Source organism: Actinoplanes octamycinicus (assembly GCF_014205225.1).
Classification (GTDB): domain Bacteria; phylum Actinomycetota; class Actinomycetes; order Mycobacteriales; family Micromonosporaceae; genus Actinoplanes; species Actinoplanes octamycinicus.
This window is the reverse complement of sequence record NZ_JACHNB010000001.1, coordinates 3849563-3871466: the sequence shown is the minus strand read 5'-3', so window position 1 is coordinate 3871466 and position 21904 is coordinate 3849563. Positions and strand designations below refer to the sequence as shown.

Sequence of the window (21904 nt, the reverse complement as noted above, 5' to 3'; positions counted from 1 at the left end):
CGTGTCACGTCGGCGCATATCCGGCGATGCCACGCTACGGCGTAGCCGAACCGCCCTCGGACAGTTGTACCCGTCAGTCGCACAGCAGGAGGACCCCCACCGTGACACTGCTTCCGGAGACCGCCCGACGGGTCGACGAGATCGCCGCCCGGGCCCAGTCCCGTGGCCGGGTGCCGTCACTCGCCCTGGCCGTGGTGCGCGACCGGGCGGTGCTGCACAACGCCTTCGCCGGGGAGACGCCGCGACCCGACCCGAAGACCCAGTACCGGCTCGGCTCGATCACCAAGACGATCACCGCGACGCTGGTCATGCAGCTGCGCGACGAGGGCTTCTTCGCGCTCGACGACCTGCTCTACCGGCACCTGCCGGGCACCCCGATCGGCGGGGTGACGCTGCGCCAGCTGCTCGGGCACGTCTCCGGGCTGCAGCGGGAGCCGGACGGGCCCTGGTGGGAACGGAACCCGGGCGGGGACGTGGACCAGTTGCTGGGCGGGTTGACGTACGAAAAACTGACCGGACCCCCCTTCCGCCGCTACCGCTACTCGAACCTGGCCTACGGACTGCTCGGCGCGGTCCTCGCCCGGGTCACCGGGCAGAGCTGGTCGGAGCTGGTCACCAAGCGGGTCCTCGACCCGCTGGGAATGAAACGCACCAGCTACCACCCGGTCGAGCCGTTCGCCCGCGGCTACGTGGTGCACGCGCTCGGCGGCACGCTGCACGAGGAGCCGCGCCCGGACACCGGCGCGATGGCCCCGGCCGGCCAGCTCTGGTCCACCGTCACCGACATGGCCAAGTGGGCCGGCTTCCTGGCCGACCCGGCCCCCGCGGTGCTGGCCCGGGAGACAGTCGACGAGATGTGCAGCCCGGTCACCATCGGCGACCTGGAGTCCTGGACCGCCGGGCACGGCCTCGGGCCGCAGCTGTTCCGGGTCGGCGAACGCGTCTACGTCGGTCACGGCGGCTCGATGCCCGGCTACGTCGCGCACCTCGCGGTGCACCGGCGCAGCCGTTACGGCGTGGTGGTCTTCGCCAACGCCTACGGCTTCGACGGCGAGGACAGCATCAAGGACCTGAGCCTGCGCACCCTCACCACGGTCCTGGACAGCGAGCCGCCCGCGCCCGCCCCGGCCTGGCACCCGCCCGCGCCGCCGCGGGGCGAGGCCGCCGAGATCTGCGGCCGCTGGTGGTGGATGGGCCGCGAATACGACCTCGCCCCGGAGGCCGACGGACTGGCGATGACCGGTCCCGGCCACCACACGCTCTTCCGCCGCGAGGCCCCGGACCGCTGGCGCGGCGTCACCGGCAGCAACGAGGGCGAGATCCTCACGGTCCTGCGCACCCCGGACGGCGCGGTCTCGAAGATCGACATCGCCACGTTCCGCTTCAGCCGGAATCCCCACGATCTCGCTTGAAGGCCACTTTCCGGTACGGCCGGAGCACCCAGCCGGCGGCCGCCGCCGTCGTCCACAGTCCCGGGTTGTCCACAGGCCGGCCGCCACCGCCCGGCGCCTCCCGCCACACTGTTCAGCGGGGGCAACCCCCTGGGAGGGCGGGCAATAAGCGCGGGGCGCGCCTCGGACCCGCGCCCCCGCGCCGGAGCCATCGGTTGCGGCCGGGTGCTCGCCCGCATCGTGTTGCTGCGCTGGCCCGATCTGCTGCCGGCCCGGGCCGGCAAGCCGCGCTCGGCCCAGAGCCACCGACAGCACAGGCCGGCAAGCCGCCCTCAGCCCAAAGCCACCCACAGCACAGCCCGGCAAGCCGCCCTCAGCCCAAAGCCACCCACAGCACAGCCCGGCAAGCCGCGCTCGGCGCAGACCCACCGATCGCGGCTAAGCGCCCGCCAGCACCGGCGCCGGTTCCGGCTCCGCGGCCGGAGTGCGAGCGGTCAGCCCGACGGCCAAACCCACCGCGACCGTCGCGATGCCGACCCAGACCAGCGGGCGCGGCGCCGGCCCACCGAGCGCCATCCCGGTCAGCGCCGCCGAGATCGGCGCCACCCCGGTGAGCAGCCCCGCCCGGCCGGGGCCGATCCGGGTGACGCAGGTGTACCAGAGCAGGAAGGCCACCGCGGTGACCGCCACCGCCAGGTAGAGGCCGGCCAGCACGTCGTCGCCGTGCAGGCGGAGGGCCGCGGCCGGGCCCTCGGTGACCAGCCCGCCGACGCCGAACAGGACGACCGCCATCCAGGTGGCGTGCACCGAGACGCCGAGCGGGCCGTGCCGGCCCAGGACCGGGACGGCGAGCAGGGTGAACAGGGCTTCGCAGACGAAGGTGACGACGGCCCAGAGCACCCCGGTGGTGTCGGCCCGGCCGAGGCCTTCGACCAGGACCGCGCCGAGGGTGACCACGACCGCGGCGAGCAGCACCCGCGGGGCCGCGCCGTGGCCCTGCAGCAGCGGGCCGCCGGCGGCGAGCAGGATCGGGACGCAGGCGACCGCGACGCCGAGGACCGCGGGTTCGGCGTGTTCGGCGCCGTGCACCAGGGCGATGTTGAAGATCAGTAGACCGGCCACGGTGACGCCGAGCAGCCAGAGCCATTCGGCGCCGCGCGGGCGGCGCAGCGGGGTCCGGGTCGCCCGGGCCCAGACGATCAGCAGCAGGCAGGCCAGCGCGTAGCGGAGGGCCTGCACGGTCAGGTTGGGCGCGTCGGCCAGGTGGCCGGAGACGGCGACGCTGCCGCCGACGAACGCCATGCCGGCCGCGCCGGCCAGGATCGGGAACGCCTTCATGCGTCTCATGCTCCCGGCGGGTATGGTCCGTTTCGAGGTCCAATCCCGGCGGGATGAGGTGAACCAATTCTCGGCTCCGGGGCGACGGCGACCGAGGAGACGGTGTGGGAGCGGCGCAGGCGGGCGAGATCGGGTCGGACTTCCTGCAGTTGCGGACGGAGGAGGCGCCGGCGAAAGGGCTGACCGGCTGGCTGGCCGACGGCCTGCGCGCGGCGATCGCCGCCGGCCGGCTGGCGCCCGGCACCCGGCTGCCGCCGACCCGGTTGCTCGCGGCCGAGCTGGGCGTCTCCCGAGGCGTGGTGGTGCAGGCCTACCAGCGGCTGGTGGACGAGGGGCTGGCCGGGGCACGGACCGGCTCCGGGACGGTGGTGGCCCGGGACGCGGCGGTCACCCCGCGACCGCCCGCCGACCGGCGGCGCACGTTGCACGAGCTGCGGCTGCCACTGTCCACCCCGGACGGCATCGACCTGAACCTCTCCCCCGGTGTGCCCGACCTCTCCGCGTTCCCGCGGGCCGCCTGGCTGCGGGCGGAACGCGCGGTCCTGGACCGGGTGACCGCCGCCGACCTGGGGTACGGCGATCCCGGCGGCACCCCACGCCTGCGTGCCGAGCTGGTCGGGTGGCTCGCCCGTACCCGGGGAGTCCTGGCCGAGGCGGACGACATCCTGGTGTGCGGCGGCGTCGCGCAAGGGCTCGCTCTCCTGGCGCAGGTCCGGTCGGCCCGCGGCGAGACCGGGTGGGCGGTCGAGGATCCGGGGTCGCGCGGCGCCCGTGACCAGATCGCGCACTGGGGGATGCACCCCGAGCCGGTGCCGGTCGACAGCGGCGGGCTGCGTGTCGACGCGCTGATCGGCAGCGGTCTGCGGACCGTGCTGCTCACCCCGGCGCACCAGTTCCCGACCGGGGTGGTGCTCGCCCCGGAGCGCCGCCGCGAGCTGCTCGCCTGGGCGGCCGGCGGCGACCGGCTGGTGATCGAGGACGACTACGACGCCGAGCACCGCTACGACCGGGCGCCGGTCGCCGCGCTCCAGGGTTCCGCCCCGGAACAGGTCGCCTACCTGGGCAGTGTCTCCAAGTCGCTGGCCCCGGGGATCCGGCTGGGCTGGCTGATCGCGCCGCGCCGGTGGCAGGCCGACCTGCTCGCCGCCAAGCACGCCAGCGACCTGGGCAGCTCCGCGCTCCCCCAGCTGGTGCTCGCCGAGTTGCTGGCCGGCGGGGATTACGAGCGCCATTTGCGTACGGTCCGCGCCCGCCAGCGGATCCGTCGCGACGCCCTGCTCGCCGGCCTGCGGGCGCACCTGCCGCAGGCCCGGGTCCGTGGCGTGGCGGCCGGCCTGCACCTGCTGGCCGAGTTGCCGGCCGGGGTGGACGATGTCGCCTTCGCCGGCCGGGTCCGGGACGCCGGCGTGCTGGTGCACCCGCTCAGCTGGCACCGGCTGCTCCCCGGCCCGCCGGGGCTAGTGATCGGTTACGCCGCGCACCCGCCGGACCGGCTGGCCGAGGCCGCCGCCCGGATCGGCCGGGTCCCGCTGTCAGAGCACGGCGAGCCGGTCGACTAGCAGCGCCACCCGCGCCTCGGCGGCCTCGGGCAGCAGCCGGCCGGCCCGGGTCAGCGTCGCCAGGCCGTGCAGCGACGACCAGAACACCTCGGTGAACAGTCCCGTGTCGACGCCCTCCCCGGCGACCTCGCCGAGGCTCTCGAGCAGCGCGGCGAAGGCGTCCTTGAGCGGCTCCGGGGTGTCCTCCCGGGCGTAGGCCAGACCGCCGTCGAGCTGGAACAGCGCGTCGTAGACCGCCGGGTGGCGGGCGGCGAAGTCGAGGTAGGCGCGGGCCAGCGCGGCGACCCGGGCCCGCGGGTCGGCCTGGGCGGCGGTGGCGGCCCGCACCGCCGCCGCCATCTCGGTGGCGCCCTGCAGGGCGACCGCTCCGATGATCTCCCGCTTGCCGCGGAAGTGGCTGTAGAGGACCGGCTGGCTGTACTCGATCCGCTCGGCGAGCCGCCGGGTGGTGACCGCGTCCCAGCCCTGCTGCTCGGCGAGCTCGCGGGCGGTCTCCAGGATCAGGCGCTCGCGGACCGCCCGGTCGCGCTGCTTGCGTTCGGCTACCGACATGCCCTCATCCTAGCGCCGCTAGGCATGCGAGCAAGAGCAGTCCGACGCCCCGGATCAGTCGGGCAGCACCGTGACGTGGTCGATGAGCCGCTCCATCGAGTTGATCAGCGGGGTCTCGACGTCGCGGTAGCTGTGCACCGAGGCCAGGATCCGGCGCCACATGTCGGCCGGCTCGCGCACCCCGACCGCCTCGCAGACGCCCTCCTTCCAGGGCCGCCCCGGCGGGATGACCGGCCACGCGCGCAGGCCCACCCGTTCGGGTCGGACCGCCTGCCAGACGTCCACATAAGGATGACCGGTGATCAGCACGTCCGGATGGGTGACCGCGGCCACGATCCGGCTCTCCTTGGAGCCCGGCACCAGGTGGTCGACCAGCACCCCGAGCCGGCGCTGCGGTCCGGGCCGGAAGTCCCGGACGGCGGCGGCCAGGTCGTCGATGCCGTCCAGCGGCTCCACCACCACGCCCTCGATCCGCAGGTCGTCGCCCCAGATCCGCTCGACCAGGGCGGCGTCGTGGATGCCCTCCACCCAGATCCGGCTGGCCTTGGCCACCCGCGCGGTCACCCCGGCCACCGCGACCGACCCGGAGGCGGTCAGCCGGCGCGGCGCGGGCGCCGTCTGCGGGGCCGGTCGGCGCAGCGTGACGACCTGCCCGTCGAGCAGGAAGGCGGCCGGCTCGAGCGGGAAGTTGCGGCGCTTGCCGTGCCGGTCCTCCAGCACCACCGCGCCGTACTCGAAGCCGACCACCGCGCCACAGAACCCGGAGTCGGCGTCCTCGACGACCAGGTCCGGCTCGGCGTCCACCTCCGGGATCACTTTTCGCCGGCGCCAGTTGCCGGACAGCACGTCCTCCCCATACATGAATCGCACGGTAACCCCTCCGTTCGGACACGCCGGGGTGACGCTCCGAGCCGAGACAAGGTTCCGGGGTGGCACGTACCCTTGCTCGCATGCATTCCGCAGCAGATGCGGCCACCCGCACCGCCCGCCGGTCCACCCGCTTCGTGGCCTGGGTGCGGGCCTGGCGCGCCGGGCTCGTCCCGTTCGACGAGCTGGCCGACGAGATCGCCGGCGACGAGGAGCACCTCGTCGCCGATGCCCCGGGCACCTGGACCGACGTCCCGCTCGGCCAGGGCCTGCCGATCTTCGCGAAGCTGCATCCCGACGACATCCGGCTGGTCCTGCCGGTCCCCGGTGACCCGCGTGGACTGCCCGGCCCGGGCCCGCTGACCGGCGCCGCGCTGCTGGCCGGCGAGGCGGTGATCACGCCGGGGTTCGGGGTGATCCCGGAGGTGCGCCGGCACACGTCCGGCTCCGGCGTGGAGTTCGAGACGGTGGTCTGGCGGGTGCTGCCGGCGCCCGAGCACCGGCCGGTCTTCCAGATGGGCGCGGCCGAGGCCGAGGCGCAGCTGACCGCGGCGCTCGGCGAGGCCACCACCCGGCTGACCAAGCTGGACGTGGCGCAGTGGAAACCGGAGCTGTCCGGGGCGTTGCAGGCGCTGCGCAGCCCGGAGAGCACCGCCACCCTGCCGCCCGGGTTCGATCCGCGGTCGCGGCGGCTGTTCGCCCGGGCCAGCGTGCTCGACCGGGTGCTCGCGCTGGCCGAGACGAACGCGCCGGGCGGCGCGGTGAACGGCTACGAGGCCCAGCAGCGGGACGAGGCGCTCCGGCCGCTGACCGCGGCGTGCCGGCAGGCGCTGGTCGCGGCCTGCAACGCGCCGCTGCGCCCGTGACCGCCGACCGGCACGCGCACTGCACGTTCTGCGGGGCGCGGTTCACCCCGGACCAGCCGTGGCCACGCCGGTGCGCGGCGTGCGGCGAGACGACGTACCGGAACCCGACCCCGGTCGCGGTGGCGCTGCAGCCGATCGGTTCCGGTCTGCTGGTGGTGCGGCGCGGCATCCCGCCGGCCGCCGGCCTGCTCGCCCTGCCGGGCGGTTTCATCGAGCTGGGCGAGACCTGGCAGACCGCGGCCACGCGCGAGCTGCGCGAGGAGACCGGCCTGACGGCCGACCCCGGTGAGGTACGCCTCTTCGACGCGCTCAGCGCCCCGGACGGCACCCTCCTGATCTTCGGTGTGCTCCCCCCGCTCGCCGACCCGGAGCAGCTGCCCGGCATGCCGCAGCCGGAGGTGCTCGGCCTGGAGGTCCTGCACGCCCCGGCCGAGCTCGGCTTCAGCCTGCACACCCAGGTCGCCGCCCGCTGGTTCGCCGAGTCCCAGGTGGCCGGCTGACCGCACCGGACGCCGCGGCCCCGGTCGACGCCGGCTCGGGACCGGCCGGCCGCACCGGCGCGCAGCCCCGCTGGACGCCGGCTCGGGACCGGCCGGCCGCACCGGGCGTCGCGGCGTCAGTCGATCAGATCGGCTTTGACCAGCTCGTCCAGGAGCAGGCGGATGGCGGGGGCGCAGCGGGCCGTGTCGGTCGAGGTGAACCAGGCCAGCTCGGCGATCTCGTTGGCCGGGGCCGGGGTGGGGGCCGGGTCGGCGGGGTCGCCGCGGAAGGTGATCAGGCGGACCCGGGTGCCGGGTGGACGGTTGTGCGCGGGCGCCTCGATCGTACGGAAAAGGCGCAGCCCCGCGGCCTCGACCCGGACGCCGACCTCCTCCTCGGCCTCCCGGGCGGCCGCCTCGGCGGCGGTCTCGCCCGCCTCCAGCTTGCCGCCGGGCAGGTAGAAAGCGTCCGACTGGCGCGCCCGGACGACCAGGACCCGGCGCCCGCGGACCCACACCCAGGCGGCCGCGACGACCTCGCTCATGCCAGCACGAACGGGTCGCCGGCCTCGAAACGGGCCAGGTCCGCCAGGGTGCGCCGGGTGTTCGGGCCGGCCGTCTCGGGCAGCGCGCCGACCGGGTAGAACGCGGCGTCGACCGTCTCGTCGGTCTCCCGGAGCAGCTCGCCGGACCACGAGTCGGCCCGGCAGGCGAGGGTGACGTGCTGGTACGGCTGGCCCCAGGCGCTGGTGGTCAGCTCCTCGCCGGAGTAAAGGGCGAACGGCGTGACACTGTGCACGGTCAGGCCGGTCTCCTCGAACACCTCGCGGATCGCGCACTGGCTCAGCGTCTGCCGCAGCTCCATGGTGCCGGCCGGGAGCGCCCACCGGCCGTTGTCGCTGCGCCGGATCAGCAGCACCCGGCCGTCCGGGTCGCGCAGCACGGCCCGCGCCCCGACGGTCATCAGCACCCGGGCCGGTCCGACCGACTCCCGCAACTGCCCGAGATACGACTCTTCCCACGCCGGCACGCCAGCGAGGCTAGGCGGCAGGCGGCAACTCAGGCCGCTCGCCACGCCGCCGAACAGGACGGTGTGCCCCCGCTCACACCACCCGGCCGAACCCGGGCGCCCTGCTCCTGCTGGCCACCCGGGTCCGCGGGCCGCGCGGGCGAGCCGGGTCCGCGGGCCGCGCGGGCGAGCCGCGGACCGCGCGGGTCCGGCGGCCGGCCCGGGACCGGCCGCCGGACCGGCGGTGCTAGATCTCGTCGATCAGGTCGGCGACCGAGTTGACGATGCGGGACGGCCGGTACGGGTACGTCTCGCTCTCCATCCGGCTGCTGATCCCGGTGAGCACCAGGATCGTCTCCAGCCCGGCCTCCAGCCCGCACAGCACGTCGGTGTCCATCCGGTCACCGATCATCGCGGTGGTCTCGCTGTGCGCGCCGATCGCGTTCAGCGCCGAGCGCATCATCATCGGGTTCGGCTTGCCGACGAAGTACGGCTTCACCCCGGTCGCCCGGGAGATCATCGCGGCCACCGAGCCGGCCGCCGGCAGCAGGCCCTCGGTGGACGGCCCGGTCGCGTCCGGGTTGGTGCAGATGAACCGGGCGCCGCCGTTGATCAGCCGGATCGCCTTGGTGATCGCCTCGAAGCTGTAGGTGCGGGTCTCGCCGAGCACCACGTAGTCCGGGTCGAACTCGGTCAGCACGTAGCCGGACGCGTGCATCGCGGTGGTCAGGCCGGCCTCGCCGATCACGTACGCCGTGCCGCCGGGCCGCTGGTCGGCGAGGAACTGCGCGGTCGCCAGCGCGGCCGTCCAGATCGACTGCTCGTCCACCTCGAAGCCCATCCGGGTGAGCCGGGCCTGCAGGTCGCGCGGGGTGTAGATGGAGTTGTTGGTGAGGATCAGGAACGGCTTGCCGGACGCCTTCATCCGGTTGACGAACTCGGGTGCGCCGGGAACCGGCTCGCCCTCGTGGACGAGCACGCCGTCCATGTCGGTGAGCCAGCTCTCGATCGCTTTGCGTTCCTTCATGCAGCGGCTCCAGGTCGCTTGGCAGGGCGGGACGGAGGGGTGCAACAGTCGCTGGGGCACACGTCCCAGGTCGGGAGCGTACCCAGGGTGGTGTGCGGTTGATCACCCAGCCGCTCCTGGACCAGCTCGCGGACCATCGTCACGAATCGCGGGTGGACACCCGGGGTGGACGCCCGGGCGTAGCCGAGCCCGAGCCGGGCCGCGGTGTCCTTCGCCTCGTTGTCCAGGTCCCAGATCACCTCGAGGTGGTCGGAGACGAAACCGATCGGGCTGACCACCACGTCGGTGACGCCTTTCTCGGCGAGCGTCTCCAGGTGGTCGTTGATGTCCGGCTCCAGCCACGGGACCTGCGGCGGGCCGGAGCGGCTCTGCCAGACCAGGTCGTGCTCCAGGTCCTCGGCCGCCCGGGCCTGGACCAGCCGGGCGGTCTCCTCCAGCTGGGCGGTGTAGCGCCCGCCGGTCGGGCCGGCGGTGCGGGCCATGCTGACCGGGATGGAGTGCGCGGTGTAGACGATCCGGGTGGTCGCCCGGCGGGCCGGGTCCAGGGTGGCCAGCGCGGCGCGCACCCCGTCGGCCTGCGGCTCGACGAAGCCCGGGTGGTCGTGGAACTGCCGCAGCTTGCTGATCAGCGGGGCTTTCGGCCCGACCGCCTTGCGGGCCGCGGCGATGTCCTCCCAGTACTGCTTGCAGGAGGAATAGCCACCGTACGCACTGGTGGCGAAGCCGAGCGCGTGCTCGACCCCGTCGTCCCGCATCTGCGCGACGGTGTCGGCGAGCATCGGGTGCCAGTTCCGGTTCCCCCAGTACGCCGGGAGATCGATGCCGTGGCCGGCGAACTCGGCCTGGACCGCGGCGAGCAGGTCCCGGCACTGCTGGTTGATCGGGGAGACCCCGCCGAAGTGCATGTAGTGCTCACGCACCTCGGCGAGGCGCTCGTCCGGAACGCCGCGCCCGCGCACCACGTTGCGCAGGAACGGCATCACGTCATCCGGCTTTTCCGGACCGCCGAAGGAGAGCAGGACGAAGGCGTCGTAAACCACCCGCCCATCCTGCCACCGGAAGGTTCAACCGGCGCGCGGTAACCCGCCCGCTGTCAGCGGTGTCACGCGCCGAGCGCGTGGTACCCGCCGTCGACGTGCACCATCTCACCCGTGGTGGCCGGGAACCAGTCGGAGAGCAACGCGCAGATGGCCCGCGCGGTCGGCTCGGTGTCGGTCAGGTCCCAGCCCAGCGGCGCCCGCTCCGACCAGGCGTCCTCGAACTGCTCGAAGCCCGGGATCGACTTGGCGGCCATGGTGCGCAGCGGCCCGGCCGAGACCAGGTTGCTGCGGATGCCGTGCTTGCCCAGGTGCAGGGCGAGGTAGCGGTTCGCCGACTCGAGCCCGGCCTTGGCCACGCCCATCCAGTCGTAGACCGGCCACGCCTTGGTCGCGTCGAAGGTCAGGCCGACGATCGACCCGCCCGAGCTCATCAGCGGCAGCGCCGCCGTGGCCAGCGACTTGTACGAGAACGTCGACACCTGCAGCGCCGTCGCCACGTCCTCCCACGGCGCGTCCAGGAAGCCGCCGCCGAGGCAGCTCTGCGGGGCGAAGCCGATCGAGTGGACCACGCCGTCCAGCCCGTCGACGTGCTCGCGCACCTTGTCGGCCAGGCCGGCCAGGTGCTCCTGGTTGGTCACGTCCAGCTCGATGACCGGGGCGGCCTCGGGCAGCCGCTTGGCGATCCGCTCCACCAGGGACAGCCGGCCGAAGCCGGTGAGCACGACCGTGGCGCCGTTCTCCTGGGCCACCTTGGCCACGTTGAAGGCGATCGAGGCGTCGGTGATGACACCGGTGACCAGCAGCCGTTTTCCGGCCAGCAGTCCAGACAAGTTTCTCTCCTGAAGAAATTTGTGACTGAAATAAGGGTGGGGTCAGTGCCCCATGCCGAGACCGCCGTCGACCGGGATCACGGCGCCCGAGATGTACGCCGCGTTGTCGCTCGCCAGGAAGGTCACCGCGGCGGCGACCTCGTCCGGGGAGGCGAGCCGGCCGGCCGGGACGGCCTTGATGATCTCGGCCTTGCGGGACTCGGACAGGACCTCGGTCATCTCGGTCTCGATGAATCCGGGGGCCACCACGTTCGCGGTGATGTTCCGGGTGCCCAGCTCCCGGGTGATGCTGCGGGCCACGCCGACCAGCCCGGCCTTGGACGCGGCGTAGTTCACCTGGCCGGGGCCGCCGTACAGGCCGACCACCGAGGAGATGAAGATCATCCGGCCCCACTTGGCGCGCAGCATCTTCGCGCTGGCCCGCTTGGCGACCCGGAACGAGCCGGTCAGGTTGGTGTCCAGGACCCGCTCGAACTGCTCCTCGGACATCCGCAGCAGCAGCGTGTCGTCGGTGATGCCGGCGTTGGCGACCAGCACCTCGACCGGGCCGAGCTCGTTCTCCACGAAGCTGAACGCGGCGTCCACCGACTCCGCGTCGGTCACGTCGCACTGCACACCGAACAGGCCGTCCGGGGCGCCCGAGCCACGGTGGGTGATGGCGACCCGGTCACCCTGCTTCTCGAAGGCCCGGGCGATGGCCAGGCCGATGCCACGGTTTCCGCCGGTCACCAACACGGTGCGAGGCACAGTCCACTCCTTCGACTCCACGGATGTCATACCCCGGTAGGGGGTACCGCAGGGCGACGACAGCGCAGCGCCCCGTCGTTAGCCTGCTGGGAATGGAGACTATCGGCCCTCAGCAGCGGAGCACGGTAATGGGGCCGCTGACTTACCTAACGTTCAGAAGGGAAACGCCCAGGCCGCCGATCCGGAGACGGGCTTTCCGGATCGCGATGCCGGTGCTGCTGCTCCTGCTGGTCAGCCTCGCCATGGCGATGGTCGCGACCCTGGAGGAGACCCGGGTGCTGCCGCCCGAGGCGCTCTACCTCCTCGCGGCCGGGGCGGTGCTCCCGGTGGTGCTCGCCTACCGCCGGCCGGTGGCCGCCTGGCGGCTGGCGTTCGTGATGCTGTTCCTCGGCGTGGTCAACGCGAAGGTCGGCCCGCACGACGAGCCCTGGCCGTGGAACGCGGTGCAGATCCTCGCCGCGCTGTTCGTGCTCGGCCGGCTCGCCTGGGTCAGCGCTCCGGCGGTCACCGCCTGGGCCACCGGGCTGTTCCTGATCCCGGTCTTCCTGTTCTCCCCGCACGGCAACGTGCTCGGCGGGGCCCTGCTGGTGGTGGCGGTCGCGGCGCTCTGCAGCACCGCGTCCTACCGTCGCCGCGCCCGGGAGCTGCTCGCCGAGCAGACCGAGCTGAACGAGCTGGAGCGGGCCAAGCGGGCGGTGCTGGAGGAGCGCACCCGGATCGCCCGGGAGATGCACGACGTGGTGGCGCACCACATGTCGATGATCGCGGTGCAGGCGGAGACCGCGCCGTTCCGGCTGGCCGGGCTGCCCGACGCGGCCAAGGACGAGCTGACCTCGATCGCGGTGGCGGCCCGGGAGGCACTCACCGACATGCGCCGGCTGCTCGGCGTGCTGCGCGCGGAGAACCAGGAGGCGGAACGCGCCCCGCAGCCGGGCTACCCGGAGATCACCGAGCTGGTGAGCGGGGCGCGGCGGGCCGGGCTGGCGGTCAGCGGCGAGCTGCCGCGGCTGGACGGGGTGGACGGGACGGCCGGGCTCACGGCGTACCGGATAGCGCAGGAAGCCCTGGCCAACGCGGCCCGGCACGCGCCGGGCGGCCCGGTGCGCATCCTCGCCCGCGCCGACGGCGACCTGCTGGAGCTGGACATCCGCAACGAGCTGACCAGCCCGCCGGAGGCCGGCCACCGGCCGGGCCACGGATTGATCGGGATGCGTGAGAGGGTGGCACTGCTCGGCGGCGAGCTGACCGCCGGGCCGGACGGCGCCGGGAGCTACCGGGTGCTGGCCCGGATCCCGCGACAGCCGGAGGCGCCATGATCAGGGTGTTGATCGCGGACGACCAGGCGATGGTCCGGCAGGGTTTCGGCGCGCTGCTCGCCGCCCAGCCGGACTTCGTGGTGGTCGGCGACGCGGCGGACGGCGCGGCCGCGATCACCGCGGCCCGGCAGCTGAACCCGGACGTGGTGCTGATGGATGTCCGGATGCCGGTGATGGACGGCCTGGAGGCGACCCGGCGGCTGGCCGGCGGTCCGAAAATCCTCATCCTGACCACGTTCGACCTGGACGACTACGTCTACGAGGCGCTCCGCGCCGGGGCCAGCGGCTTCCTGCTCAAGGACGCCCCGGCCGCCGACCTGGTGCAGGCGGTCCGGGTGGTGGCGGCCGGCGAGGCGCTGCTCGCCCCGTCGGTGACCCGCCGGCTGATCGCCGAGTTCACCGCCCGGCCCAAGGCCGACCGGCCGCGCCCGGTGGCGCTGAACGCGCTCACCCCGCGGGAGACCGAGGTGCTCCGGCTGATCGCCCGCGGCCGGTCGAACCAGGAGATCGCCGCCGACCTGGTGGTCGCCGAGCAGACGGTGAAAACGCACGTCGGGCGGATCCTGACCAAGCTCGCGCTGCGCGACCGCGCCCAGGCCGTGGTGTTCGCCTACGAGACCGGCCTGGTGGCGGCCGGCGAGTAGAGCCGGAGAGTGAACACGTCCGGGTGTTCCGCGCCACCCGGGTGAGGCCTGAGTTTCTTAAGTTGTCTTTAAGGGGTACAGTTCCCGGCGGTTCCCAAAGGCCCGACGAGCTGTGGAGGTGATCGCTGTGCGAGATAGCGATCCTCCTAGTCGTGGCCGGGACGCTCGTCAGCGCCTCTGACCGCTGACCCGATCTCTCCCACCCGTTCCCACCGGCTCCCGCCTGCTCGCGGGAGGCCGGCCGTGTCGTGTGCGCCGCGACACCCGGGCAGCGGGCATGGCCGCGACGTGACCTGCGCGCAGAAACCCGCCAGTCACGATGCGGAAGGTGGCTCCACCATGAAGAACCTCATCGCGCCCCTCGGTCTCACCGTCCTGTCCGCGTGGGTCGTGCTCCTGTTCGTGCTCGCCTCGCACAACACGCCATAAGCCCCGGGCGTGCCCTCGGTCAGGGCAGCCGGGACGTCCACAGCAGACTCGACGCCGCGCCGAACAGGGCCAGCAGCAGAGCCACCCCGGCGTACCACTGGGTGACCTCGCGCGGCTGCGTCCGGTGCCCGATCGAGCTGCCCATGTCCTCGTAGACCTTCTTCAGCTCGCTCACCGAGGCCGCCTCGTAGAAGTAGCCCTTGGTGCGCTCGGCCAGCTCCTGCAGCGAGAGCCGGTCCACCGGGACCCGCTGGAGCTGGCCGCGGATGTCCACCACGCCGGTGTCGGTGCCGAACGCGATCGTGCTGACCGGCACGTTCGCCCCGGCCGCGGCGGTGGCGGCGTCCTCGATCGAGCGACCCGACGTGCGGTACCCGTCGGAGAGCAGCACGATCCGGGCCGGGGGCGCGCCCTCCGCGCCGTCGGCCGGCACCGAGCGGATCGCGTCCAGCGAGGTGAACACCGCCTCCCCGGTCGCGGTCGCCTCGGCCAGGGTCAGGCTGTCGATCCCGGCGATCACCTCGGACCGGTCCTTGGTCGGCGCGACCAGCACGTTCGCCGCCTTGGCGAAGGACACCAGGCCCAGGTTGTAGGTGGGCGGCAGCTCGTTGACGAACGCCTTGGCCGCCTCCTGCGCCGCCTCGATCCGGCTCGGCGCCACGTCGTCGGCCTGCATGGACAGCGACACGTCGATGGCGAGCATCACGGTGGCCCGCTCCAGCGGCTGCTCGGTGTCCACCGACGGGCGCGCGGTGGAGAACGCCAGCGCCGCCATCATCAGCAGGAACGCGACCGCCGAGACGTGCCGGCGCCAGCCCAGGCCTTTCGGCGCCAGGGTGCGCAGCAGGTCGACGTTGGTGAACCGCATCGCGTACTGCCGCTTGCGCAGCTGCCGCCAGACGTAGGCGCCGGCCACGGCGAGGACGGGCAGCAGCGTGAGCAGCCACCACGGAGCCAGGAAACGGATCATCGAGTGGTCCCCCGGGTGCGTGCGTGTCGTTGGGCGGCGACGAAACGGACCATGTCCAGCAGCCAGTCGGTGTCGGTGCGCAGCCGCAGGTGCGAGGCGCCGGCCGCGCGCAGCGCCCGGGCGATCGCGGCCCGCTGCTCACCGGCCGCGGCGGCATACCGCTGCCGCAGCGCCGGGTCGGCGGTCTGCACCTCGTGCAGCGCGCCGGACTCCGGGTCGGCCAGGGTCAGCACGCCCACGTCGGGCAGCTCCAGCTCGCGCGGGTCGACCACCTCGATGGCCAGCACGTCGTGCCGGACCCCGAGCTTGCGGATCGGCCGCGCCCAGCTCTCCACCGGCGCCAGGAAGTCGGAGATCACCACGGCCACGCCGCGCCGCCGGGGCGGCCGGTTCAGCAGGTCGATCAGGGCGCCCAGGTCGGTCCGCCCGGGCCGGATCCGGGTCCGGGCGATCGCCCGCAGCAGGCCCTGCGCCTCCTTGCGGCCCGGCCGCGCCGGCATCCGCACGACCGACGGCCCGGGCGCGTCGCTCTCTCTCGCCGCCGCCGGCTTGCGGCGCCAGCGTTTCCGGGTGAGACCGCTTTCCGGTACGCCGGAGCCGGTGCCCACCACCGCGCCGATCCGGTTCCCGCCCCGGGCGGTCAGGTGGGTGACCGCGGTGGCGGCGGCGATCACCAGGTCCTTCTTCAGCCACTTGGCGGTGCCGAAGTCGAGGCTGGCGGACAGGTCGACGGCCATCCAGGTCTCCAGCTCCCGGTCGGCGACCGTGCGCCGCACGTGCGGGAGCGTGGTGCGCGCGGTGACCGGCCAGTCCATCCGGCGCACGTCGTCGCCGGGCCGGTACTCCCGGGACTCGCCGGCCTCGGTGCCCGGACCGGGCAGCAGGCCGACGTAGTCACCCTGGAGCAGGCCGTCCAGCTTGCGGGTGACCAGCAGCTGCAGCTTGGCCAGCACCGCCTCGGCCCGGGCCGCCTCGGCCAGCGGCTCCGGGACGCTGCCGGACGGGGCCAGGCCGCTCCGCGCCGTCTGGTCCAGCGGCGCCGGCGCGGATCCGATCGGTTGGCTCATGCCGGTCCGGGCCAGCCGGGGCCGTTCGGCGGGAACTGGCTCCCGGCGCCGTTGGCCGGGTAGCCGGCGCCGGCCGGGACGCCGCCGGCCGGGACGCCGCTGGTGGGCGCGGGCGGAACCGGACCGCCGTTGGGCGCGGCGCCCTGCCGGGAGGCGACCGACGGCATCGGCACCATCTGCATGATCCGGGCGACGATCTGGTCGGCCGGGATGTCGTCGGCGAGCGCGTCGTAGCTGAGCACCAGCCGGTGCCGCAGGATGTCCGGCGCCACGTCCTGCAGGTCCTGCGGCAGCGCGTAGTCCCGGCCGCGGAGCAGGGCCAGCGCCCGGGTGGCCCGGACGATGCCGAGCGAGGCGCGCGGGGAGGCGCCGTACTGGATCATCTGGGCCACGTCCGGCATGCCGTGCTGGGCCGGGGCGCGGGTGGCCAGCACCAGCCGGACCGTGTAGTCGACCAGCGCGTTGTGCACGAACACCTGGTCGGCGCGGCGCTGCAGGGCGAGCAGGTCGGCCGGGGTGAACACCTGCTTGGGCTCCGGCGCGCTCACCCCCATCCGGTAGACGATCTCGCGTTCCTCGGCGTCCGTCGGGTACCCCACGATGATCTTCATGAGGAAGCGGTCGCGCTGCGCCTCGGGCAGCGGGTAGACGCCCTCCTGCTCGATCGGGTTCTGCGTGGCCATCACCAGGAACGGATCGGGCACGTCGTAGCTCTTGCCACCGATCGACACCTGGTGCTCGGCCATCACCTCGAGCAGCGCCGACTGCACCTTGGCCGGCGCCCGGTTGATCTCGTCGGCGAGCAGGAAGTTCACGAACACCGGGCCGAGCTCGACGTCGAACTGCTCGTTGCTCTGCCGGTAGATCCGGGTGCCGACGATGTCGGCGGGGACCAGGTCGGGGGTGAACTGGACCCGGGAGAAGGTGCCGCCGACCACCTTGGCCAGGGTCTCCACCGCGAGCGTCTTGGCCACCCCGGGCACGCCCTCGAGCAGGCAGTGACCGCGGGCCAGCAGCGCCACGAACATCCGCTCGACCATCCGGTCCTGGCCGACGATGACCCGCTTGACCTCGAACATCGCCCGCTCGAGCTGCGACGCGTCGTGCGCCGGCGGGACCGGCTCCGGGCTGGTCTCGGTCTCGGGCGTGCTGGGCTGCGCCACCGGTCCTCCACAACGGTCAACATGTGCCGGCGCGGATGCCGACGCTCAAGACTTACACGACAGACAACTACACACGGCTGAGAGGTTCCTAGGAGCATAGAAACCCGGGCTGTCACCTGACCGTCACCATCTTCGGCGATACCGGCCGATCTCCGCAGCCCAGGGCACTATCGGCCGAACATGTTGATCTTTCTGCGCGATCCGCCGGAACGGGCACGCTCACCGGGTGGATACGGAAGTCTTTGAACCGTGTAGCATTTACAGCGTCGCCGGGCGGCTTCCCCCGTGGCCGCCCGGCGCATAATCTTTTTCATTACTCCCACGTCGTTCCTTATAAGTTGGTCGACATGGTCGAGGAACTCTCCCCGCAGTGCTCCGCCAAGGGTTGTCGCGCGTCGGCGGCCTGGCAATTGCTGTGGAACAATCCCAAACTTCATGACCCGCAATACCGCAAGACCTGGCTGGCCTGCGCCGATCATCGGGTTTCCCTGGGCGCGTTCCTGGAGGCCCGGTCCTTCCTCCGGGAAGTGACCCCTTTCGTCTCGGCAGACGATGCGTCCATCTCCTAGGCTTTGAAACGTGAGCACGCCTTCGGTCGATGCCCTGCAGCCCTGGCCCGACACGGTGCGGTGGCGCCCGGTGTCCAGCAAGCTGATCACTGTGGAGCTGATCAGCCTCGCCATCTGGCAGGCGGTCCTGGTGCTCGGCCTGGTCGTCGGCTGGCTGTTCGCCCACCACTGGGCCTGGCTGGCCGGCATCGCGGCGGTGCTGGCGCTCGGCGTCTGGCGGGCCACCGTGGCCGTCCGCGCGGTCCGGGCCTGGGGGTACGCCGAGCGGGACAACGACCTGATGGTCCGGCACGGGCTGCTGGTCCGCCGGCTCTCCATCGTTCCGTACGCGCGGATGCAGTTCGTGGACGTCACCGCCGGCCCGCTGGAGCGGGCGTTCGGGCTGGCCACCGTGCAGTTGCACACCGCGGCCGCGGCCAGCGACGCCCAGGTGCCCGGGCTGCCGCCGGACGAGGCGGCCCGGCTGCGGGACCGGCTGACCGCCCTCGGCGAGGACCGGGCCGAGGGCCTGTGACCACCACCGAGACCCCCGAGCAGGCCGGACGGCAGCGGCTGCACCCGCTCAGCCCGCTGCTGCACGGCGCCAAGAGCCTGTTCGTGATCGTCGCGGCGCTCTCCTGGCAGTCGCTGCGCCAGCTCGGCCCGACCCACTTCGCGATGGTGGTGCTGGCCGTCGCGGTGGGTGCGGTGATCTTCTCGGCGGTCGGCTGGTGGAACACCGGGTACCAGGTGGTGGCCCGGGAGCTGCGGATCACCGAGGGGCTGCTGTGGCGGCGCAACCGGGCCATCCCGCTCGACCGGCTGCAGTCGGTGGAGCTGCGCCGGCCGCTGCTGGCCCAGGCCACCGGGCTGGCCGAGCTGCGGCTCGAGGTGGTCGGCGGGGGCAAGGCCGAGGCGCCGCTGGCCTATCTGACCGTCCGGGAGGCGGCCGCGCTGCGCGAACGGCTGCTCGCGCTCTCCGGCCGTACCTCCGTCGCAGTGTCCTCGGATGCGGCGGACCCGGCGGCCGCGCCGCGGACGGTGACCCCGGGCGGACGCCCGCTCTTCTCGGTCAGCAACCGGGAGCTGCTGATCAGCCAGCTGCTCACCCCGCAGGCGTTCTTCCTGCCGGTCGGCGTGGCCTGGGTGATCACCCAGTTCGTGATGGAGGGGTCGTGGACCTTCATCGGGATCGCCAGCACGGTCACCGCGATGGCCGGTGTGCTGCTCCAGCCGATCCGCCGGGTGCTCCGCGACTGGGACTTCCGGCTGGCCCACGACCCGGACGGGCGGCTGCTGCTGCACTACGGGCTGACCGAGACGCGCAGCCAGGTGGTGCCGCTGCACCGGGTCCAGGCGATCCGGATCACCTGGCCGTTCCTGTGGCGGCTGACCAGCTGGCTCCACCTGCAGCTCGACGTCGCCGGGTACGGCGCGCCGGAGCGCGGCAACGACACCGGCTCGGACCGGCTGCTGCCGGTCGGCGACCAGCACGCCGCCCGGCTGGTGGTCGGGGCGGTGCTGCCCGGCGTCGACCTGGCCGCGCTGGCCACCTCGCCCCCGCCGCCCCGGGTCCGCTGGCTGCACCCGGTCGGGCTGCGGTTCATGGGCGTCGGGCTGCACCCGGACGTGCTGGTCACCCGGGAGGGGCGGCTGTCCCGGGAGATGACCCTGCTGCCCTACGCCCGGATGCAGAGCGTGCGGGTGGTGCAGGGACCGCTGCAGCGGATGCTCGGCCTGGCCACGGTCTACGCCGACGCGGCCGGCGGGCGGTCCGGCGCGGCCCGGGACCGGGACCTCGCCGAGGCCTGGGCGCTGGCCGACGAGCTGGCCCGCCGGGCCCGGCTGGCCCGGCGCCCGGCGGCGCCGGCGCGCCCGGCCGCGCCGTCCGATCTCCGTCAACCCGCCGACGAGACGTTCTGGCAGCGGCCCACGCAAGCATAAGGTGGGTGAATGGAGCTCCCCGAGTTTGCTCCCGGCCTCAGCGCCCGGGTCGAGTTGACGGTCACCGACGCCGACACCGCCCAGGCCCTCGGCTCCGGCGACGTGCCGGTGCTGGCCACCCCGCGGGTCCTGGCGCTGGCCGAGGCCGCCACGGTGGCGGCCACCGCCCGGCAGCTGCCCGGCGGGATCACCACCGTGGGCACCCGGGCCGAGGTGGAGCACCGGGCCGCCGCGCCGGTCGGGCGCACCGTGGTCGGCCAGGCCACGCTGACCAAGGTCGACGGGCGCAAGCTGGTCTTCGAGGTGAGCGTGCGGGACGGCGAGACGGTGGTGGCCGACGTGCGGGTGGAGCGGGCGCTGGTGGACCGGCAGCGGTTCATCGCGCAGGCGCTCGGCGACTGACCGGGATGACGGCCGTGAGCACCTCCGGCCGGCCCGCTCGTGGTTCCGGTCCGCTCGCCCGCGTGCGGTGCGGGCCGGGTCTCAGATCTCGCCCCAGCGGGCGGTGACCTCGGCCGGGGTCGGCATCGCGGTGGCGCCGCCCTGGCGCTCGCAGACCAGGCCGGCCACCGCCAGGGCGAACCGGACGTGCCGCTGCCAGTCGTCCAGGCCGGCCGGGCGGCCCTCCGCCAGCAGCCGGCTGACCAGCGCGCCCATCACCGAGTCGCCGGCACCGGTGGCGTCGATCGCGCGGACCGACGGGGCCGGCAGCGAGACCGCGCCGTCGGCCGCGGCCACGTGCGCGCCCCGCGCCCCGCAGGTGACCACCACGGCGGCCGCGCCCAGCGATCGGATCCGGTCGGCGGCGGCCGCCGGATCGGACTCGGCATAGAGCAGCTGCGCGTCGGCCAGGCTCAGCTTGACCAGGTCGGCGGTGGCGAAGAACTCCTCGACCAGCTCGCGCAGGGCGGTCACGGCGGCCGCGTCGGGAAGCAGTCTCGGACGGACGTTCGGGTCGAAGACGCGCAGGCCGGAGAAGCCGGACCAGGCCTGCCGGGCGGCCGCCCGGAACGGCTCGCGGAGCAGGCAGATCGAGCCGGTGTAGAGCACCTCGCCGCCGGCCAGGATGTCCCGGTCCAGGTCGGCCGGGCCGAGCAGCGCGTAGGACGGCGGCTCGCCGTAGAACGTGAAGGCCGGCTCGGCGCCCTCGAAGGTGGTGACCGCGAGGGTGGTCGGCACGGCGGCCCGGCGCACCCCCCGCTCGCCGACCCCGGCCTCGGCCAGGAAGGCGGCGATCCGGTCGCCGAGCACGTCGGTGCCGAGCGAGCCGGCGTACTGCACCGCGCCGCCCAGCCGGGCCACGCCGACCGCGACGTTGAGCGGCGCGCCGCCGATCGCCTGCCGGTAGATCAACTCGCCGTCCCGGTCCTCCTCCAGAAGGTCGATCAGCGCCTCGCCCAGCACCACCGCGTAGCCCATGCCGTTCCCCTCCCGCGTCGTCGGATCTCAGCCTCGCGTTTTTTCGGCGCCACGGCCAGGAGGGGGCAAATCCGGGCCGGATAAATCCTGATTTGCCAGAATCAGGGCATGTTAGTCATCACGCTCGCCGCCGTCCTCGGTCTCGCCCCCGCGCCCGGGCCGGCCGTGTTCCAGACCTGGCAGGCCGGGGCGCAGGCGGTCACCTACGACACCGAGGTGGTGCCGGTCGGCGCGACGGCGCAGGTGGCGTTCAGCTCGACCGGCCAGAACCTGTGGGTGGAGCTGGCGGTGACCGGGCTGGTGCCGGGGCACGCGTACGGCGCGCACATGCACGTCGCCGAGTGCGGCCCGGACCCGAAGGCGGCCGGCCCGCACTTCCAGCACCGGCCCGATCCGGTCAGCCCGTCGGTCGACCCGGCCTACGCCAACCCGGCGAACGAGATCTGGCTGGACTTCACCGCGGACGCGCGGGGCGCCGCCACCGTCCGGCACGAGCAGGACTGGATGTTCGCCGCCGACCGGCTGCCGAAATCGCTGGTCCTGCACGCCGAGACGACCCGCACCGGACCGGGCGTGGCGGGCACGGCCGGGGCCCGGGTCGGCTGCCTCGACCTGCCGTTCGGCTACCGTGCCGGCGGTCGCTGATCCGGCTCTGCTTTCTGTCGGGGGCAGGCGGTACCGTCGGGGCACAGCTGAGAA

Annotated in this window: 24 protein-coding genes; 11 read left to right on the top strand and 13 right to left on the bottom strand. The window is 73.7% G+C overall.

Features of this window, described 5'->3' with window-relative positions; all coding sequences use genetic code 11:
- Positions 1-101: 101 nt before the first annotated feature.
- Entirely contained in the window at positions 102-1412 is a 1311-nt protein-coding gene (locus tag BJY16_RS17370) for a serine hydrolase domain-containing protein (RefSeq protein WP_185040458.1), read from the top strand.
- 417 nt (positions 1413-1829) lie between these two features.
- Here the strand turns inward: BJY16_RS17370 and BJY16_RS17365 are convergent, their stop codons facing one another.
- Positions 1830-2738, bottom strand: coding sequence for a DMT family transporter (locus BJY16_RS17365; protein WP_185040457.1), 909 nt, complete (start codon positions 2736-2738; stop codon positions 1830-1832).
- Between the two features lie 95 nt (positions 2739-2833).
- On the opposite strand from BJY16_RS17365, the gene pdxR reads away from it, so the two are divergent.
- Positions 2834-4288, top strand: a complete 1455-nt coding sequence (gene pdxR, locus BJY16_RS17360; protein WP_185040456.1) for a MocR-like pyridoxine biosynthesis transcription factor PdxR — start codon at positions 2834-2836, stop codon at positions 4286-4288.
- On the opposite strand, the gene BJY16_RS17355 is transcribed toward pdxR, so the two are convergent.
- Both BJY16_RS17355 and BJY16_RS17350 read right to left on the bottom strand, forming a co-directional pair.
- On the bottom strand, positions 4262-4840 hold the full coding sequence (locus tag BJY16_RS17355; protein ID WP_185040455.1) for a TetR/AcrR family transcriptional regulator: 579 nt from the start codon (positions 4838-4840) through the stop codon (positions 4262-4264). The genes pdxR and BJY16_RS17355 overlap by 27 nt on opposite strands.
- A gap of 54 nt (positions 4841-4894) precedes the next feature.
- Positions 4895-5701 carry a DUF3097 domain-containing protein gene (locus BJY16_RS17350; RefSeq protein ID WP_185040454.1) on the bottom strand — a complete coding sequence of 269 codons (807 nt, stop codon included), beginning with the start codon at positions 5699-5701 and terminating at the stop codon, positions 4895-4897.
- An 89-nt stretch (positions 5702-5790) separates the two neighbouring features.
- Between BJY16_RS17350 and BJY16_RS17345 the strand changes: the two genes are divergently transcribed.
- On the top strand, positions 5791-6573 hold the full coding sequence (locus BJY16_RS17345) for an Rv1486c family protein (RefSeq protein WP_185040453.1): 783 nt from the start codon (positions 5791-5793) through the stop codon (positions 6571-6573).
- On the top strand, positions 6570-7073 hold the full coding sequence (locus BJY16_RS17340; protein WP_185040452.1) for an NUDIX domain-containing protein: 504 nt from the start codon (positions 6570-6572) through the stop codon (positions 7071-7073). Before BJY16_RS17345 ends, BJY16_RS17340 begins: the two co-directional genes overlap by 4 nt.
- A gap of 116 nt (positions 7074-7189) precedes the next feature.
- Here BJY16_RS17340 and BJY16_RS17335 read toward each other — a convergent pair whose 3' ends face one another.
- The 6 genes from BJY16_RS17335 to fabG form a co-directional block, all read right to left on the bottom strand.
- A complete protein-coding gene (locus tag BJY16_RS17335) occupies positions 7190-7597 on the bottom strand; it encodes an NUDIX domain-containing protein (RefSeq protein ID WP_185040451.1) in 408 nt (135 codons plus the stop codon).
- Complete coding sequence (locus BJY16_RS17330; RefSeq protein WP_260418669.1) at positions 7594-8016, bottom strand: NUDIX domain-containing protein; 423 nt, start codon at positions 8014-8016, stop codon at positions 7594-7596. The genes BJY16_RS17335 and BJY16_RS17330 overlap by 4 nt, the downstream gene beginning before the upstream one ends.
- Positions 8017-8308: 292 nt before the next feature.
- On the bottom strand, positions 8309-9088 hold the full coding sequence (locus BJY16_RS17325; RefSeq protein ID WP_014688889.1) for an HAD-IIA family hydrolase: 780 nt from the start codon (positions 9086-9088) through the stop codon (positions 8309-8311).
- Positions 9085-10128, bottom strand: coding sequence for a ferrochelatase (locus tag BJY16_RS17320; protein WP_185040449.1), 1044 nt, complete (start codon positions 10126-10128; stop codon positions 9085-9087). The genes BJY16_RS17325 and BJY16_RS17320 overlap by 4 nt, the downstream gene beginning before the upstream one ends.
- A 62-nt stretch (positions 10129-10190) precedes the next feature.
- Positions 10191-10958: an enoyl-ACP reductase FabI gene (gene fabI, locus BJY16_RS17315; RefSeq protein WP_185040448.1), complete on the bottom strand. Its 768-nt coding sequence runs from the start codon at positions 10956-10958 to the stop codon at positions 10191-10193.
- 42 nt (positions 10959-11000) lie between these two features.
- A complete protein-coding gene (fabG, locus tag BJY16_RS17310; protein WP_203758793.1) occupies positions 11001-11705 on the bottom strand; it encodes a beta-ketoacyl-ACP reductase in 705 nt (234 codons plus the stop codon).
- A 206-nt stretch (positions 11706-11911) separates the two neighbouring features.
- Between fabG and BJY16_RS17305 the strand changes: the two genes are divergently transcribed.
- Together BJY16_RS17305 and BJY16_RS17300 are read left to right on the top strand one after the other, a co-directional pair.
- Complete coding sequence (locus tag BJY16_RS17305; protein ID WP_239176573.1) at positions 11912-13021, top strand: sensor histidine kinase; 1110 nt, start codon at positions 11912-11914, stop codon at positions 13019-13021.
- Entirely contained in the window at positions 13018-13665 is a 648-nt protein-coding gene (locus BJY16_RS17300; RefSeq protein WP_185040445.1) for a response regulator, read from the top strand. Before BJY16_RS17305 ends, BJY16_RS17300 begins: the two co-directional genes overlap by 4 nt.
- Before the next feature lie 448 nt (positions 13666-14113).
- Here the strand turns inward: BJY16_RS17300 and BJY16_RS17295 are convergent, their stop codons facing one another.
- Genes BJY16_RS17295 through BJY16_RS17285 form a run of 3 tightly spaced genes read right to left on the bottom strand, consistent with a single transcriptional unit; the run spans position 14114 to position 17294 of the window.
- A complete protein-coding gene (locus BJY16_RS17295) occupies positions 14114-15064 on the bottom strand; it encodes a VWA domain-containing protein (RefSeq protein WP_185040444.1) in 951 nt (316 codons plus the stop codon).
- Complete coding sequence (locus tag BJY16_RS17290) at positions 15061-16131, bottom strand: DUF58 domain-containing protein (RefSeq protein ID WP_239176571.1); 1071 nt, start codon at positions 16129-16131, stop codon at positions 15061-15063. The genes BJY16_RS17295 and BJY16_RS17290 overlap by 4 nt, the downstream gene beginning before the upstream one ends.
- Entirely contained in the window at positions 16128-17294 is a 1167-nt protein-coding gene (locus tag BJY16_RS17285) for an AAA family ATPase (protein WP_185040443.1), read from the bottom strand. Before BJY16_RS17285 ends, BJY16_RS17290 begins: the two co-directional genes overlap by 4 nt.
- A 347-nt stretch (positions 17295-17641) precedes the next feature.
- Here BJY16_RS17285 and BJY16_RS17280 point away from each other — a divergent pair, with 347 nt between their 5' ends.
- From BJY16_RS17280 to BJY16_RS17265, 4 genes are read left to right on the top strand one after another with little or no spacing between them, the layout of a single operon-like run.
- Entirely contained in the window at positions 17642-17863 is a 222-nt protein-coding gene (locus tag BJY16_RS17280; RefSeq protein WP_185040442.1) for a hypothetical protein, read from the top strand.
- A gap of 10 nt (positions 17864-17873) precedes the next feature.
- Positions 17874-18377: a PH domain-containing protein gene (locus BJY16_RS17275; protein WP_185040441.1), complete on the top strand. Its 504-nt coding sequence runs from the start codon at positions 17874-17876 to the stop codon at positions 18375-18377.
- Complete coding sequence (locus BJY16_RS17270) at positions 18374-19786, top strand: PH domain-containing protein (protein ID WP_185040440.1); 1413 nt, start codon at positions 18374-18376, stop codon at positions 19784-19786. Before BJY16_RS17275 ends, BJY16_RS17270 begins: the two co-directional genes overlap by 4 nt.
- Positions 19787-19795: 9 nt before the next feature.
- Positions 19796-20188, top strand: coding sequence for a thioesterase family protein (locus BJY16_RS17265; protein ID WP_185040439.1), 393 nt, complete (start codon positions 19796-19798; stop codon positions 20186-20188).
- An 81-nt stretch (positions 20189-20269) separates the two neighbouring features.
- Here the strand turns inward: BJY16_RS17265 and BJY16_RS17260 are convergent, their stop codons facing one another.
- The gene (locus tag BJY16_RS17260) at positions 20270-21205 is read right to left on the bottom strand and encodes a carbohydrate kinase family protein (protein ID WP_185040438.1); all 936 of its coding nucleotides are present in this window, start codon (positions 21203-21205) and stop codon (positions 20270-20272) included.
- Between the two features lie 108 nt (positions 21206-21313).
- Between BJY16_RS17260 and BJY16_RS17255 the strand changes: the two genes are divergently transcribed.
- Positions 21314-21850, top strand: coding sequence for a superoxide dismutase family protein (locus BJY16_RS17255; protein ID WP_185040437.1), 537 nt, complete (start codon positions 21314-21316; stop codon positions 21848-21850).
- Positions 21851-21904: the final 54 nt, after the last annotated feature.

Excerpts from the sequence above, each read along its gene's own strand:
- BJY16_RS17365 (WP_185040457.1), bottom strand. The coding sequence starts at position 2,738 with ATGAGACGCATGAAGGCGTTCCCGATCCTGGCCGGCGCGGCCGGCATG.
- BJY16_RS17260 (WP_185040438.1), bottom strand. The coding sequence starts at position 21,205 with ATGGGCTACGCGGTGGTGCTGGGCGAGGCGCTGATCGACCTTCTGGAG.
- BJY16_RS17290 (WP_239176571.1), bottom strand. The coding sequence starts at position 16,131 with ATGAGCCAACCGATCGGATCCGCGCCGGCGCCGCTGGACCAGACGGCG.
- BJY16_RS17265 (WP_185040439.1), top strand. The coding sequence starts at position 19,796 with ATGGAGCTCCCCGAGTTTGCTCCCGGCCTCAGCGCCCGGGTCGAGTTG.
- BJY16_RS17300 (WP_185040445.1), top strand. The coding sequence starts at position 13,018 with ATGATCAGGGTGTTGATCGCGGACGACCAGGCGATGGTCCGGCAGGGT.
- BJY16_RS17330 (WP_260418669.1), bottom strand. The coding sequence starts at position 8,016 with ATGACCGTCGGGGCGCGGGCCGTGCTGCGCGACCCGGACGGCCGGGTG.
- BJY16_RS17255 (WP_185040437.1), top strand. The coding sequence starts at position 21,314 with ATGTTAGTCATCACGCTCGCCGCCGTCCTCGGTCTCGCCCCCGCGCCC.
- BJY16_RS17325 (WP_014688889.1), bottom strand. The coding sequence starts at position 9,088 with ATGAAGGAACGCAAAGCGATCGAGAGCTGGCTCACCGACATGGACGGC.
- BJY16_RS17350 (WP_185040454.1), bottom strand. The coding sequence starts at position 5,701 with ATGTATGGGGAGGACGTGCTGTCCGGCAACTGGCGCCGGCGAAAAGTG.
- BJY16_RS17305 (WP_239176573.1), top strand. The coding sequence starts at position 11,912 with ATGCCGGTGCTGCTGCTCCTGCTGGTCAGCCTCGCCATGGCGATGGTC.
- BJY16_RS17335 (WP_185040451.1), bottom strand. The coding sequence starts at position 7,597 with ATGAGCGAGGTCGTCGCGGCCGCCTGGGTGTGGGTCCGCGGGCGCCGG.
- BJY16_RS17280 (WP_185040442.1), top strand. The coding sequence starts at position 17,642 with ATGGTCGAGGAACTCTCCCCGCAGTGCTCCGCCAAGGGTTGTCGCGCG.
- BJY16_RS17355 (WP_185040455.1), bottom strand. The coding sequence starts at position 4,840 with ATGTCGGTAGCCGAACGCAAGCAGCGCGACCGGGCGGTCCGCGAGCGC.
- BJY16_RS17345 (WP_185040453.1), top strand. The coding sequence starts at position 5,791 with ATGCATTCCGCAGCAGATGCGGCCACCCGCACCGCCCGCCGGTCCACC.
- BJY16_RS17295 (WP_185040444.1), bottom strand. The coding sequence starts at position 15,064 with ATGATCCGTTTCCTGGCTCCGTGGTGGCTGCTCACGCTGCTGCCCGTC.